General features: G+C 42.9%; 15 protein-coding genes and 2 tRNA genes. All 17 read right to left on the bottom strand.

Features of this window, described 5'->3' with window-relative positions; genetic code table 11:
• Positions 1 to 235, bottom strand: a 235-nt coding sequence (locus GX654_00165; GenBank protein NLD35265.1) for a hypothetical protein, incomplete at its 3' end; no start/stop codon positions are given.
• A gap of 250 nt (positions 236 to 485) precedes the next feature.
• Positions 486 to 561 (bottom strand) — tRNA-Cys (locus tag GX654_00160).
• A 54-nt stretch (positions 562 to 615) separates the two neighbouring features.
• A tRNA-Gly gene (locus GX654_00155) sits at positions 616 to 690 on the bottom strand.
• 93 nt (positions 691 to 783) lie between these two features.
• The gene (locus GX654_00150) at positions 784 to 1,440 is read right to left on the bottom strand and encodes a lytic transglycosylase domain-containing protein (GenBank protein NLD35264.1); all 657 of its coding nucleotides are present in this window, start codon (positions 1,438 to 1,440) and stop codon (positions 784 to 786) included.
• A 17-nt stretch (positions 1,441 to 1,457) separates the two neighbouring features.
• On the bottom strand, positions 1,458 to 2,099 hold the full coding sequence (gene fsa / locus GX654_00145; GenBank protein ID NLD35263.1) for a fructose-6-phosphate aldolase: 642 nt from the start codon (positions 2,097 to 2,099) through the stop codon (positions 1,458 to 1,460).
• A 35-nt stretch (positions 2,100 to 2,134) separates the two neighbouring features.
• Positions 2,135 to 2,386, bottom strand: a complete 252-nt coding sequence (locus GX654_00140; GenBank protein NLD35262.1) for a hypothetical protein — start codon at positions 2,384 to 2,386, stop codon at positions 2,135 to 2,137.
• Complete coding sequence (folK, locus tag GX654_00135; GenBank protein ID NLD35261.1) at positions 2,386 to 2,883, bottom strand: 2-amino-4-hydroxy-6-hydroxymethyldihydropteridine diphosphokinase; 498 nt, start codon at positions 2,881 to 2,883, stop codon at positions 2,386 to 2,388. The genes GX654_00140 and folK overlap by 1 nt, the downstream gene beginning before the upstream one ends.
• 4 nt (positions 2,884 to 2,887) lie before the next feature.
• A complete protein-coding gene (gene dapB / locus GX654_00130) occupies positions 2,888 to 3,691 on the bottom strand; it encodes a 4-hydroxy-tetrahydrodipicolinate reductase (protein ID NLD35260.1) in 804 nt (267 codons plus the stop codon).
• A 115-nt stretch (positions 3,692 to 3,806) separates the two neighbouring features.
• Positions 3,807 to 4,682, bottom strand: a complete 876-nt coding sequence (locus tag GX654_00125; GenBank protein NLD35259.1) for a 4-hydroxy-tetrahydrodipicolinate synthase — start codon at positions 4,680 to 4,682, stop codon at positions 3,807 to 3,809.
• 87 nt (positions 4,683 to 4,769) lie between these two features.
• Positions 4,770 to 5,591, bottom strand: coding sequence for a diaminopimelate epimerase (locus GX654_00120; GenBank protein NLD35258.1), 822 nt, complete (start codon positions 5,589 to 5,591; stop codon positions 4,770 to 4,772).
• 122 nt (positions 5,592 to 5,713) lie between these two features.
• Complete coding sequence (gene lysA / locus GX654_00115; protein ID NLD35257.1) at positions 5,714 to 6,970, bottom strand: diaminopimelate decarboxylase; 1,257 nt, start codon at positions 6,968 to 6,970, stop codon at positions 5,714 to 5,716.
• 127 nt (positions 6,971 to 7,097) lie between these two features.
• A complete protein-coding gene (gene argH / locus GX654_00110; GenBank protein NLD35256.1) occupies positions 7,098 to 8,477 on the bottom strand; it encodes an argininosuccinate lyase in 1,380 nt (459 codons plus the stop codon).
• A gap of 19 nt (positions 8,478 to 8,496) precedes the next feature.
• Entirely contained in the window at positions 8,497 to 9,705 is a 1,209-nt protein-coding gene (locus GX654_00105; GenBank protein ID NLD35255.1) for an argininosuccinate synthase, read from the bottom strand.
• Positions 9,699 to 10,619, bottom strand: coding sequence for an ornithine carbamoyltransferase (gene argF / locus GX654_00100; protein ID NLD35254.1), 921 nt, complete (start codon positions 10,617 to 10,619; stop codon positions 9,699 to 9,701). The genes GX654_00105 and argF overlap by 7 nt, the downstream gene beginning before the upstream one ends.
• Positions 10,620 to 11,816 (bottom strand): aspartate aminotransferase family protein, encoded by a 1,197-nt coding sequence (locus GX654_00095; protein ID NLD35253.1) that lies wholly within the window; start codon positions 11,814 to 11,816, stop codon positions 10,620 to 10,622. It lies immediately after the preceding gene.
• A 23-nt stretch (positions 11,817 to 11,839) separates the two neighbouring features.
• Positions 11,840 to 12,724 (bottom strand): acetylglutamate kinase, encoded by an 885-nt coding sequence (gene argB / locus GX654_00090; protein NLD35252.1) that lies wholly within the window; start codon positions 12,722 to 12,724, stop codon positions 11,840 to 11,842.
• 145 nt (positions 12,725 to 12,869) lie between these two features.
• Positions 12,870 to 14,264: an ATP-dependent protease ATPase subunit HslU gene (gene hslU, locus GX654_00085; GenBank protein NLD35251.1), complete on the bottom strand. Its 1,395-nt coding sequence runs from the start codon at positions 14,262 to 14,264 to the stop codon at positions 12,870 to 12,872.
• Positions 14,265 to 14,266 lie beyond the last annotated feature (2 nt).

Genomic DNA, 14,266 nt, shown 5'->3' with positions numbered 1-14,266 from the left:
TATCGATACCTACCCTTCCAATATTTATAAAATGTTCATATGCCTTGTTCCAGGAAAACCTGTATTCTTCTTTCTCAATCTCAACCTTAAGCCCATCCTTGATCTCGTCAGGGAGTGATTTAAAACAATCCCTACAAAATGATAATCCTGTGGGTTTATAGTCACCACATAAACACCTTCCTGAATTATAATTTTTTATATAAAAATCTTTTGTACGTTCAGATTCCTTAAGCATAATAACTCCTTTCATCCTTAATAGTAAGTCGAGCGGGATATCTATATAACAAGCACGCAAGCAGAAAGTCCATAAGAATTTAAAAAATGTCCATCCGGAAAGAAGGTCAACCAGGATATAGCTTTCAGCTTAATCTATATCTTAAATACCTTATCGTTGATCTTCTCTGACCCGCTCTTATTGTAAACCTTTTTTAATATTGGATAGAAAAAGGGATTAACCTGCTTTAGATTAATCCCTTTTCAAATACTGGAGGCGGCACCCAGATTTGAACTGGGGAATAACGGTTTTGCAGACCGCTGCCTTAGCCACTTGGCTATGCCGCCTAAAATTTTTAAGGTTAATCACGCTCACGCGGGATTAACCTTTTATTGTTTAGGTGGAGCGGGAAACGGGACTTGAACCCGCGACAATCACGTTGGCAACGTGAGGCTCTACCACTGAGCTATTCCCGCAAATTGTTCGCCCATTTTAGTGTTTTTATTCTTTTTGTCAACTGAAAATAGAGGGTTTATAATAATAAATACTAAATATTTCAGCAGGCATTCTTATTTGGCTGCAAGATACTGGTCATAATATTTCATGACCCTTTCAATGAAGGCCTTTGTTTCATTAAAAGGCGGTACATCCTTATATTTATCAACCTTTTCAGGTCCTGCATTGTATGCTGCAAGCGCCAGCCTGACATCATTTTTATATCTCTCCATCATCTTGCTAAGGTACTTTGTTCCACCAAAAATATTCTTTTCCGGGTTATAGGGGTCATCAACCTCCATATCTTCTGCTGTACCCGGCATTAGCTGCATCAGCCCCTGAGCACCTTTGGATGATACGGCAGTATGATCAAAACCCGATTCAGCCTTGATAACCGCCTTTACAAGAGATGGTTCCATACTGAATTTTTCTGATGCCGCTTCAATGATTACATCATATTTGGTTATAAATGCATCAGGGTTTTCTCTTGCCTCCTTAATGTACAGGGTATAACGGATATCAGACCTTATATTTGTAAAATGCATTACACCGTTTTTATCCTTGTATTTGTAGATATCAGCCAATGCTGCACAAGGAATAAAAGCGGTATATATGAGGCAAAGCAAAAAAATATTTAGTGTTATAATCATGCCTGTAATAGAATGCGTATGGACATACATGCCAATATTTGATTCATTCAGGTTTACTTTTCCTGATAACAGAGAAAGCATACTACACACCTGCAATCCTATTTTGCCTTTTTCCAGTCAGCCATAAAATTGGTGATCCCTATATCAGTAAGGGGATGTTTTATAAGCTGTTCCATCACCTTATAGGGTATTGTAGCTATATCAGCCCCCATGAGAGCTGCATCCAGGACATGGATCGGGTTTCTGATGCTTGCTACTATAATCTCTGTTTCATACCCGTATGCCTCGTAGATGGTTGTTATCTGTTCCACAAGCTCCATTCCTATCTGGCCTATGTCATCAAGCCTGCCCACAAACGGGCTAATGTAATCTGCCCCTGCCTTTGCCGCCATAAGGGCCTGCACAGCCGAAAAACAGAGGGTTACATTTGTTTTTATGCCTTCGCCTGAAAGTATCTTTACTGCCTTGAGCCCTTCTTTAACAAGCGGGATCTTGATGACTATATTATTTGCAATCTTTGCCAGTTCCCTTGCCTCAGAAACCATCCCGTTCGTCTCAAGGCTTAATACCTCTGCGCTAACAGGTCCATCGACAATATTGCATATTTCTTTAATAAGTTCTTTAAACTCCCTCCCCTCCTTTGCTACAAGTGAAGGATTTGTCGTTACACCGTCAAGCAGACCAAGTTCATTTGCCTTTTTGATCTCATCAATATTTGCGGTATCAATAAAAAATTTCATTTGTCCCTCCAGAACCAACTATATTGTTATAAAATTTAATTTTTCAGTTTATCTTTATATTTTTCAGCACACTCTTTACTGCAGAAGAGTATCTCATTACCCCCCAATATTGCCCTGTATGCCTCGTGCTTAGGGATATAGGTTTTGCAGTAAGGGTCCTGCACCATCTCGCTGATCATGGCGGAAGGATCTGACTTGCGTTTCTCTTTAGGGCCTGAAAGCAACAGCCTTTTTACAAGGCCGTAAATGACATACAGAAGGACTATATAAATAAGAAGGCGTACCATTAGTTTTTCACCATAAGCTTTATCGCCTGATCAGTTTCAGGTATCTCATTCAGGATATCCCTCATACTCTTCTTTAAAACGGGGTGTATAAGATCAGGCGCTATATCAACCATAGGGGCCATCACGAACCTTCGCAAATGCATGCGTGGATGGGGTACAATCAGGTTTTTATCATTTATTATCTCGCTGCCTATCAGGAGTACATCAAGGTCAATAATACGTGATTCCCACCTCACACCTGTCCTGACCCTTCCCATTCTATTTTCCACATCAAGCAGCATCTGTATAATTTCTGTAGCGGAAAGGCCGGTATTAATACAAAGCACCGCATTTATAAACCAGTTATCACCTTCTATACCGACAGGCTGCGTCTTGTAAAATGGAGACAATGCCCTGATCCCGGTAAAATGATCCTTTTTTATGGCCTCAATCGCCTTTATGCAGTTTTCATAGGGGTCACCCAGATTGCTGCCGATTCCTATATAAACAGTTTTCATATCTTTACTTCAATCCCAGGACATCTTGCATATCATAGAGCCCCGGTTCTCTGTTAACAATCCACTTTGCGGCCCTTACAGCGCCTTTGGCAAAATTATCCCTGTTATGTGCCCTGTGTATAAGTTCAAGCCGTTCACCAATACCTCCAAAAAGCACAGTATGATCACCTGTGATATCCCCTGCCCTCACTGTCTGGATCCCTATCTCTTCATCTGTTCTCTGACCTATCATACCATGCCTTGAGTATACCGCTGTTTTTAAAAGGTCACGCCCTGTTGCCTCTGCAAGTTTTTTTGCAAGACCTATTGCTGTTCCGCTCGGGGCATCCTTTTTCAACCTGTGATGCGCCTCTATTATCTCTAAATCATAATCACTGCCAAGTATTTTTGCCATCTCAGCAGCAATTTTAAACATCACATTAACACCAACACTCATGTTGGGCGCAAGTATTACAGGGATTTTTTTTGAGTAACTTTTTATCTCCTTTATCTGTTCATCTGTTATCCCTGTTGTACCTATTACTATTGCCTTGCCAGAGGCAGCGGCATTTTTAACATTGCTCATGGTAGCGGCAGGGATGGTAAAATCTATAATCACATCCCCTGAAGCAACTATATCCATAAGAGAGTTGCTGATTTTTACACCTTTAATGCCAATACCTGCTGTCTGACCTGCATCCTGCCCTGTCATCGGGTTATCAGGGTGTTCAAACGCGCCTGCAAGCCTCACACCTTCTATTTCATTTATTATATTTATAATCCTTATTCCCATGCGCCCGGCAGCGCCAGCCACAATTATGTTTACCATTTTTACCTCATTATTATTCCCCCAAAAATCTTTTTTTTTGGGGGAAATTTTCAGCATTCAGCTAAAACATAAAGGTCAGTAATACGCCAACCCGTAAACCTTAAACCCTGAACCTCTATTTTATAAGCCAGTAATCCTTTAATGCCTTTTTAAGCCTGGCTAAATTTGCATCGGACATCGGCGAAAGGGGTAACCTCATTTCACCACTCATCTTACCCATCAGTGCAAGGGATGTCTTAACAGGGATCGGGTTTGTCTCATAAAACATGGCCTGGCACAGAGGATAGAGTTTCAGGAATAACTTTCTTGATTTTTCTATATCACCATTAAGCCATGTACTTACAACATTTGCAGTATCCTTTGGAACAACATTTGCAATAACAGATATAACGCCTTTCCCTCCTATTGACAGCACAGGAACTATAAGATTATCATCCCCTGAAAGAAGCGTAATCTTATCCCCAGCAAGTGTCATTATTTCTGTCATCTGTGCAAGGTTACCTGATGCCTCTTTAATTGCAACTACCTCTGCTATTTCAGCAAGCCTTGCAACTGTTTCAGGCATAAGATTAACACCTGTCCTGCCAGGCACATTGTAGAGTACCTGAGGAAGAGGCACGGCATCTGCAATAGCCTTGAAGTGTCTGTACATGCCTTCCTGCCCTGGCTTATTGTAGTATGGAGTTACCTGTAGTGTGGCATCCGCGCCTGCCTTTTTAGCATGCATGGTAAGTTCTATTGCCTCGCTTGTGCTGTTACCGCCTGTACCAGCTATAACAGGCACGCGCTTGTTTACAGCCTTGATCGCTATATCAATCACCCTGTTATGCTCTTCAATGCTTAATGTAGCAGATTCACCTGTTGTGCCGCAAGGCACTATGGCACTTGTACCCTGCTCTATCTGTTCTTCTATAAGCGCGCGATAGCCCTCTTCATCAACCTTTCCATTTTTAAACGGTGTGACCAGTGCTACAATGGATCCCTGAAACATTTTATCTCCTTTTTAACTTTTACTTTCTCAGTTAATAAAAGTCACTTTCTCCGGCTGAATTCTGAAAGCTGATTTCTCACAGCTATTCTAAAGCGCCTCTTCGTGTAATTCGCCTTTATATATTATTGAGGTACCGCCTTCAAGCCATACGCGACTGAAGTCCGTGCCTTTTTTTTCAAAGTGAACTTTCAGCTCTTCACCTCCGCTTGTTGTAACTGTAACAGGGGAGTTAACCAGCCCTCTGACGTTTGCGATAAGGGATGAAGCGATAGAGCCTGTACCACACGCAAGCGTTTCGTTTTCTACTCCTCTCTCATATGTGCGGACATAAATATGATCTTTAGCCTTTAAACTCATAAAGTTGGCATTTGTACCGGAAGGCTGGAACATCTGATGATACCTTATTACTCGTCCCTGCTTAAAAACAGGTGTGTTCTTTATTTCTTTAACATGTACAACCACATGTGGGACTCCGGTGTTAACAAAACCTATTGCCTCCCAGCCCTCTTCTAGTGGTATATTAATATCTTTCTTAAGCCCCTTTGGTGTGGGCATAAGCACCTTCACACTTCTGCCAGATACATCTGCGGATACTAGCCCTGCAATGGTTTCAAATGTCATGTGTTCACCAGCTATGCCATTAAGAATTGCAAAACGGGCAGCACATCTGCTTCCATTTCCGCACATCTCCGCCTCGCTTCCATCAGAGTTAAAAAATCTCCACTTGAAATCATACTTATCCGAATTAATGATATATATCATACCATCCGCGCCGACCGAGTCACGCCGCCTGCATGCCCTTTGAGCAATGTGACGCATCTCCTTATCAGGCACCTTTTCATCCCTGTTATCTATCAGGATAAAGTCATTACCGGTTCCGCTCATCTTATAGAATTCTATTTTTTCCATTTCAATATATTTCCCTGGCCAATAATTTCTTCATGCCAATCGGTCGGGTGTAAAACCCGACCCTACGAAATCAATTTTTGTTCAGAAAAGATGGTTTTAAAACCCGTCTCTACCAATATTGATCATTTTAAAAAATCAGGTATAGTTTCACCCCTTATCAGGTCCTCATAGGTTTCCCTTTCCCTGACCGTGTAATAGGTGTCACCCTTTACCATTATCTCTGCCACCTTCGGCCTTGAATTATATGATGATGACATGCTGAAGCCATATGCGCCGGCGCTCATGACCGCTATGAGATCACCCTGTTTCAGTGCTGGTATCTCCCTGTTTTTTGCCAGGAAATCACCTGACTCACAGATCGGCCCCACAATATCCATGCTGATTATCTCTTCCGAATCGATCTTTACCGGTCTTATCCCATGATACGACCCGTAAAGGCTGGGCCTGGCAAGATCGTTCATGGCGGCATCCACCACGGAAAAATTCTTTTCCTGATTTTTCTTGGTATAGAGAACCTTTGCAACCAGTATGCCTGAGTTACCCACTATCACCCTGCCCGGTTCAAGGATAAGGGTAAGATTCATATCCCCAATTGTCTCCTTCAGTGCAGATGCATATTCATGAGGCATAGGAGGTTTTTCATCATTATATGTGATGCCAAGCCCTCCGCCAAGGTCAAGATACCTGATATTTATCCCTGATTCGGTAAGTCTCATGATAAGGTCTTTAAGTTTTTTAAGGGCATCAACAAACGGGCTGACCTTTGTAAGCTGCGACCCTATATGACATGATACCCCTGCTACCTCAAGGTTGGTCATCCTGTTTGCCCTGAGGTATTCATCATATGAGCTGTTAATATCGATACCGAACTTGTTCTCTTTCAGACCGGTTGAAATATACGGGTGTGTCTGGGGGTCAACATCAGGATTAACCCTTATTGCTATCTTTGCCTTTTTATTCAGCCTGCCTGCTACCTCATCAAGTTTTTCTATCTCCTGAGGAGATTCGGAATTGAACATGAGAATACCTGATGTTAATGCATACTCCATCTCTTCTGCTGTTTTTCCAACGCCTGAGTAAACGATCTTTTCAGGGCTAACCCCTGCATTGATTGCGCGATACAGCTCTCCGCCTGAAACTATATCTACCCCGCCTCCCGCATTTGAAAAAAGCTTCAATATAGCCATGTTTGAATTTGATTTCATGGAAAAACAGGTGATATGATCAATCCCGTTAAATGCATCATTAAATGCCCTGAAATGCCTTTCAAGCGTTGCATGTGAATAAAGATAAAAGGGTGTTTTAACATCTTTTGCTATATCAGATATCCTTACATCCTCACAGTAGAGTTCCCTGTTTTTATATTCAAAAAAATGCATAATCAGATAATTCCTTTAAGGTTGTTTATTTTAACTGTTTCACGATAGACTGGGGAGCTCTTTTTCCCGCATCCGGTAAAAGATGATGCACATAGAATAAGTATCAGTAAAATAACTGCAATGGTTTTCAAGATGCCATCTCCTTTTTTGCCCTTTCAAGGCTCTTTTTTACTGCATCAGTGCCTGTCCCGCCGTGAAGGTTTCTTCTTGTTACGGCTGAAGCAGGTTCAAGCCATTTATAAACATCATCCTCTATCTGCCTAGAAAAGCCCTGAAGCTCCTGAAGCGTAAGCTGTTTCAGGGTGCGTTTTTTATCTATGGCGAAAAGTACAACCTTGCCCACTATCTCATGGGCATTCCTGAAGGTCATGCCTTTATTGACAAGATAATCAGCAAGGTCAGTGGCCATGAGATGACCCTCCTCAGTTGCGTTTAACATCTTCTCGCTGTTGAATCGCATCTCACTTACAAGCATGCTTAACACCATTAAGCACTGTTCAATTGTATCAACTGTATCAAAGAGACCCTCTTTATCTTCCTGCATGTCCTTGTTATAGGTAAGGGGGAGCCCTTTCATGGTGGTTAGCAAACCCATAAGGTTTCCATATACCCTGCCTGTCTTTCCCCTCACAAGTTCAAGCACATCAGGGTTTTTCTTCTGGGGCATTATGCTGCTGCCTGTGCAGAATGCATCAGGCAGGATCACAAAACCGAACTCCCTTGTTGACCATAAAACTATCTCTTCACTCAGTCGGCTTAAATGCATCATAAGCACTGATGCTGAAAAGAGATATTCAAGAACAAAATCCCGGTCACTTACAGCATCCATGCTGTTATCGGATATGGTGTCAAAACCAAGCTCATCAGCAACCATGCTGCGGTCAAGGTCAAATGTTGTTCCGGCCAGGGCTGCGCTGCCCAGAGGCATTACATTTACCCTTTTTTTGCAGTCAGTAAAACGGGCGCAATCCCTCTTTAGCATCTCAAAATATGCCAGAAGATGGTGCGCGAGCAGCACTGGCTGGGCTGGCTGCAGATGGGTATATCCGGGCATCAGTACAGCGATGTTTTTTACTGCAAGGTTCACCAGGGATCTCTGGAGCTCTTTAATGAGATTTATATCCCTTTCAATGGCATCCCTTACATAAAGCCTTGCATCAAGGGCTACCTGGTCATTTCTGCTTCTGCCTGTATGTACCTTTTCGCCCTTCTGCCCCACCTTTCCTATGAGGGCCTTTTCTACCAGGGTATGGATATCCTCGTAATCATCCCCTTTTGAAAATTCACCCCTTGCTATCTCTCTTTTGATCTCTGCAAGGGCATTTATAATTTCAGATGCCTCATCCTCAGGGATAATCCCCTTTTTTGAAAGCATGCGGCAGTGTGCTGTTGACCCATCTATATCCTGGCTAAAGAGCCTTTTATCAAAACTCAGAGAGGAGTGAAAGGAATCAACTGCCTCATTGATATCCTCTGTAAACCTGCCTCCCCATACCTTTTTAGTCATCTTGAGCTACCCTTTTAAGTTACTTTCTTTTCATGATAGTTGCAATCTTCAGCCTTAACGCATTCAGCCTGATAAATCCCCCTGCATCCGCCTGATTATACACATCCTCTCCTTCAAATGTGGCATATTCAGGGTTAAAGAGAGACTGCTCTGACTTTCTTCCCACGGTTATGCAGTTACCCTTATACAGCTTGATACGCGCTGTGCCGGTAACATTCTCCTGGCTCTTGTCAATAAGTGACTGAAGCATTTCCCTTTCAGGTGAAAACCAGTAGCCGTTGTATATCATGTCCGCATATCTGGGGATAAGACCATCACGTATGTGCATAACCTCCCTGTCCATTGTTATAGACTCTACGGCCTGATGTGCAACCCTTAATATGGTTCCGCCAGGTGTCTCATACACACCTCTTGATTTCATCCCAACATATCGGTTTTCAACAATATCAACCCTTCCCACGCCATTCATTCCACCTAAGGTATTAAGGTGCGCCAGTATGGAGGCAGGGCTCATAGCTTTACCATCCACCCTGGTTGGATTACCCTGTTCAAAATCTATCTCAACATAGGTTGCTTTGTCAGGGGCCTTTTCAGGTGAGACAGATAGTGTAAACATCTTTTCATCTGCCTCTGCCCATGTGTCCTCTAAAATACCACCTTCAAAACTTATATGAAGGAGGTTCCTGTCACTTGAATATGGTTTTGCCTTTGTTACAGGTACAGGGATATTCCTCTCCTTTGCATATTTGATCAAATCTTCCCTGCCCTTAAAGCTCCATATTTTCCATGGCGCAATGATCTTAAGCCCGGGTTCAAGGGCCATATATGCAAGTTCAAACCTGACCTGATCATTTCCCTTGCCAGTGGAGCCGTGACTTACAGCATCTGCCCCTGTTTGTCTGGCGATTTCAACCTGTCTTAAGGCGATAAGGGGCCTTGCGAGCGATGTGCCAAGCAGATAGCCCGATTCATAAACAGCATTTGCCCGTATGGCAGGCCAGACATAATCCTTAACAAACTCTTCGCGCAGGTCTTCAATAATGACCTCATCCGCGCCTGTTTTAACAGCCTTTTCCCTGATACCTGTTACCTCATCACCCTGACCAACGTCAGCCGCATATGCCACTACCGGGCAATCATAGGTTTCCTTCAGCCATGTAAGTATTACTGATGTGTCAAGACCGCCTGAATAGGCAAGAACTATCTTTTTTATTTTTTCTTTCACGATGTTTCTCCATTATTTATTTTTCTTAATATTAACTTTTCCAGCAATGCCTGATGCAGATGGAGCTTGTTTTCTGCCTGGTCAAATACAATGGATTTCGGCCCGTCAAGCACCTCCCCAGTTATCTCCTCTTCCCTGTGCGCGGGCAGGCAGTGCATGACAACAACATCCTTGTTCGCAGCAGCTATCAGTCTGGTATCAAGCTGATATCCTTTAAAATCGGCAATCCTTTTTACGCGATCTTTTTCCTGGCCCATACTTACCCATACGTCAGTATTTATAACCGAGCTACCCTTTACCGCCTCGTACGGGTCCTCTATTACCCTGATATTATTGCCGCTACCTCTCAATACTTCAGGTGATGGTTTATAACCCGGAGGACAGGCGAGCACAAGTTCAAACCCAAGTATCTGGGCTGCATGTATCCATGAATGGGCAACATTATTTCCATCGCCGATCCAGGCTATCCTGATCTTTTCCACTGTACCCTTTTTCTCCTTTACGGTCATAAGATCGCTTAATACCTGACATGGGTGATAGAGGTCTGAAAGGGCGTTGATTACAGGTATATCAGCATGCTTTGCCATATCCTCAATCAGTTTCTGGGAATAGGTTCTAATGGCAACCGCATCAAGATATCTGGATAACACCTTTGCAGTATCATGGATATTCTCATCCCGTGATAACTGGGTATCTGCCCTGTTTAAAAACAGGGTCTGCCCACCGAGTCTGAACATTGCCACTTCAAAGGATACACGCGTCCTGGTTGATGCCTTTTCAAAAATAAGGCCAAGGGTATAACCTTCAAGAGACCGATTTATTTTCCTGCCTTTTGATTTAAACTCGATGGCCCTGTCAATAAGGTTTAGAATATCATCCCGGCTTAAATCACTGATTGATAATAGATCTTTTTTCATTTAGCACTTCCCGAAGATATCATCCAGGTTTATAACAAGCAAATCCACTTCATCCTTTGAAATTATAAGTGGTGGAACAAACCTTAATATCTTCTCCTGAGAGCAGTTTATAAGAAAACCTCTATTAATACACTCTGTAACTATTGGAGCACCGGGTATATCCATTTCAAGCCCATTGATAAGACCGATGCCGCGGATATCCTTTATAAAACTATATTTATCTTTAAGCAGGCCAAGCTTTTCCCTGAAATACCTGCCTGTTTCCCTGCATTTTTCAAGTATCCCATCATTGATAATTGTGTTTATTACAGCCTCTGCCACTGCTGTAACAAGGGGTGTGCCTCCAAAGGTTGTTGCATGGCTCCCTGGCCCGAATACACTGCTCAATTCTTCTCTTGCAAGCATAGCACCGATAGGGAGGCCATTTCCAAGTGCCTTTGCTAGCGTCATTATATCAGGTGCAACATTAAAATTTTCATAGGCAAAAAGCCTTCCTGTTCGACCCACTCCTGCCTGAACCTCGTCAAATATCAGGAGGATATTTTTTTTGTCGCACATCTCCCTTACCTTTTTCAGATATTCATGATCAGCGATGATAACACCTCCTTCACCCTGTACAGGCTCAAGCATTACAGCGCAGATGGTTTCATCAATAGCCGTTTCAATAGCGGATACATCATTAAAAGGGACAAATTTAAAACCTGCAAGGAAGGGGTCAAAACCCTTCTTTATCTTGTCCTGCCCTGTTGCAGACATGGTGGCCATTGTCCTGCCATGAAATGAGTTTTTCATGGATATTATGGTGTTTCGCCCTGCACCATATTTTTCATATGAATAACGTCTTGCAAGCTTTATTGCTGCCTCATTGGCCTCTGCACCGCTGTTACAAAAGAATGCTCTGTCCGCAAATGAGTTTTCAACAAGGAGCTTTGCGAGCCTTACCTGGGGCACTGTATAATAGAGGTTTGAGACATGCACCAGTTCCTTTGACTGTTCGATTAGTGCCTTTGTGACAATGGGGGAGCTGTGACCAAGTGCGCATACAGCTATGCCGCCAACAAAATCTATATATTCTTTTCCGGTTTCATCCCATACATGGCACCCTTCACCCTTGACAAGTGTAATGGGAAATCGGCCGTATGTCTGAAACATATATTTATCGGCCTGTTGCTGGATATCTGATCTGGTTTCTGTCATTTCTTTTATATCTCCGGTATTAACTACTTAAATATCTCTGTTCCTATGCCGCCTTTTGTAAATATCTCAAGCAGGATTGCATGTTCCTTTCGTCCATCAATAATGTGTGCCTTGTCCACGCCATTTGCCAGCGCATCCAGGCAGCAGTTGATCTTTGGCATCATACCGCCCTTTATTGTCCCGTCCTTTATCAAACGGTCAGCCTCATCGACCTTTATACTTGATATGAGTTCACCATTCTTATCAAGCACACCGGCAGTATCCGTTAAGAGCATCAGTTTCCTGGCCTTGAGTGATGCGGCAATGCTGCCAGCGACCAGATCCGCATTGATATTGTATGTCTCACCACCCTCTCCGACTCCTACAGGCGCAATTACAGGGATAAACTGGTTATCTATAAGACTCATTAACACACGGTTATTTACCTTCTCCACCTGGCCTACCATGCCTATATCTATTATCTCTGGCGGCTCACTATTGCCCTTATCCTTTATATACTTCATCTTGCTTGCAATAAGGAGCTGGCCATCCTTTCCTGATAGGCCAACAGACTGGCCTCCGTTCTGGTTGATAAGTGAGACTATCTCCTTGTTAACCTTGCCTACTAGCACCATCTCAACCACATCCATGGTCTCTTTATCTGTCACCCTCATGCCGTCAACAAACTGGGATTCTATTGAGAGGCTTTTTAAAAGGCTTCCTATCTGTGGGCCCCCGCCATGAACTACAACCGGATTAAGGCCAACATATTTCATGAGTATAATATCAAGGGCAAAGCTTTTTTTAAGGTTCTCATCCACCATTGCATGGCCGCCATATTTTACCACTATGGTCTCATTGCTGAATTTCTGAATGTATGGCAATGCCTCAATAAGAACACTTGCTGTATTTGGTGTCTGTTCACTCATAATGTAACTCAACTATTTTGCTATTTATTTAAATTATCAATTCACCCACGTTATTTTTATAGAGCTATCAGCAATCAGCTATCAGCGGTCAGCCAAAACTTTTTTAAAGCCTTTAGCTGAAAGCTGACTGCTGATGGCTGAAAGCTTATAAAATATACCTGCTAAGATTCTCATCCTCCAGTATATCAGTAAGTTTCTCCCTTACATAATTGCTGTCAATAACAACCTTTTTTATCTCAAGGTCAGGCGCATCAAAGGATATCTCATCAAGTAGTTTTTCCAAAACCGTATGCAGCCTTCTTGCGCCTATATTTTCCATCTGTTCATTCACAGTAGCCGAAATAGAGGCAATCTCCTCTATGGCTGAATCCTCAAATACGAGCTCAACACCTTCAGTATCCAGTAAAGCCATATACTGTGTAATAAGGGCATTTTTGGGTTCTGTAAGTATTCTGATAAAATCCTCCACCTCCAGGGATTCAAGCTCAACCCTTATGGGGAACCTGCCCTGAAGCTCTGGCAGCAGGTCAGATGGTTTACTCACATTAAATGCCCCTGCAGCGATAAAGAGGATATGATCTGTCTTGACCATGCCGTATTTTGTAATAACAGTAGATCCTTCAACAATGGGCAGGAGATCACGCTGCACACCCTCCCTTGAGACATCAGGCCCCTGCCGTGATTCATTGCCTGCCACCTTATCCAGCTCATCCAGAAATATGATACCATTCTGTTCAGTATTTCGTACAGCCTCAGATACCACCCTGTCCATATCTATGAGTTTCTGGGATTCCTCCTGAAACAGTACATCAAGGGCCTCAGTCACCTTTATCTTTCTTTTTTTGTTTTTACCCTGAAATATGTTGCCAAAGATCTCTTTCATATTGAATTCCAGCTCTTCAATACCGGTGCTTGAAAATATCTCAATATTCATTGGGGTTGCCCTGTTTGATATCTCAAGCTCCACATAACGGCTGTCCAGCTTGCCATCCTTCAGCATCTGCCTCAGCTTTTCCCTTGTATTACTAATATCAGGTGTATCAGGAGCTACTAATTCAACAGGCTCATTTTCTATATCATCATCCTGCACTTCATCATTTTCAGGGGTATCTGCGACCTCTCTGCCTGGAGGTAGCAGCATATCAAGGAGCCTCTCCTCTGCAAGCTCCTGGGCCTTGAGCTTTACGATCTCCTGCTCCTCTTTTTTTTCCATGTTCACTGCAAGCTCTGTCAGATCCCTGATCATGGACTCTACATCCCTGCCCACATAACCCACCTCAGTATATTTTGTAGCCTCCACCTTGATAAAGGGAGATCTCGCCAAGGTGGCAAGACGTCTTGCGATCTCAGTCTTTCCAACACCTGTTGGGCCGATCATAATAATATTCTTTGGCGCTATCTCATCCTTTAACTCTGGGGCAACCTGCTGCCTTCTCCACCTGTTTCTCAAGGCAATGGCAACAGAACGTTTTGCCTCGTCCTGGCCTATAATATATTTATCAAGCTCTGCCACTATTTCAGCAGGCGTAAGCATTTTCATAA

The organism is Desulfatiglans sp. (genome assembly GCA_012513605.1).
Classification (GTDB): Bacteria; Desulfobacterota; DSM-4660; order Desulfatiglandales; family HGW-15; genus JAAZBV01.
The sequence above is the reverse complement of the archived record's forward strand: the minus strand, read 5'-3'. Positions and strand labels throughout refer to the sequence as shown.

Excerpts from the sequence above, each read along its gene's own strand:
- GX654_00150 (NLD35264.1), bottom strand. The coding sequence starts at position 1,440 with ATGCTTTCTCTGTTATCAGGAAAAGTAAACCTGAATGAATCAAATATT.
- fsa (NLD35263.1), bottom strand. The coding sequence starts at position 2,099 with ATGAAATTTTTTATTGATACCGCAAATATTGATGAGATCAAAAAGGCA.
- GX654_00140 (NLD35262.1), bottom strand. The coding sequence starts at position 2,386 with ATGGTACGCCTTCTTATTTATATAGTCCTTCTGTATGTCATTTACGGC.
- folK (NLD35261.1), bottom strand. The coding sequence starts at position 2,883 with ATGAAAACTGTTTATATAGGAATCGGCAGCAATCTGGGTGACCCCTAT.
- dapB (NLD35260.1), bottom strand. The coding sequence starts at position 3,691 with ATGGTAAACATAATTGTGGCTGGCGCTGCCGGGCGCATGGGAATAAGG.
- GX654_00125 (NLD35259.1), bottom strand. The coding sequence starts at position 4,682 with ATGTTTCAGGGATCCATTGTAGCACTGGTCACACCGTTTAAAAATGGA.
- GX654_00120 (NLD35258.1), bottom strand. The coding sequence starts at position 5,591 with ATGGAAAAAATAGAATTCTATAAGATGAGCGGAACCGGTAATGACTTT.
- lysA (NLD35257.1), bottom strand. The coding sequence starts at position 6,970 with ATGCATTTTTTTGAATATAAAAACAGGGAACTCTACTGTGAGGATGTA.
- argH (NLD35256.1), bottom strand. The coding sequence starts at position 8,477 with ATGACTAAAAAGGTATGGGGAGGCAGGTTTACAGAGGATATCAATGAG.
- argF (NLD35254.1), bottom strand. The coding sequence starts at position 10,619 with ATGAAAAAAGATCTATTATCAATCAGTGATTTAAGCCGGGATGATATT.
- GX654_00095 (NLD35253.1), bottom strand. The coding sequence starts at position 11,816 with ATGACAGAAACCAGATCAGATATCCAGCAACAGGCCGATAAATATATG.
- argB (NLD35252.1), bottom strand. The coding sequence starts at position 12,724 with ATGAGTGAACAGACACCAAATACAGCAAGTGTTCTTATTGAGGCATTG.
- hslU (NLD35251.1), bottom strand. The coding sequence starts at position 14,264 with ATGAAAATGCTTACGCCTGCTGAAATAGTGGCAGAGCTTGATAAATAT.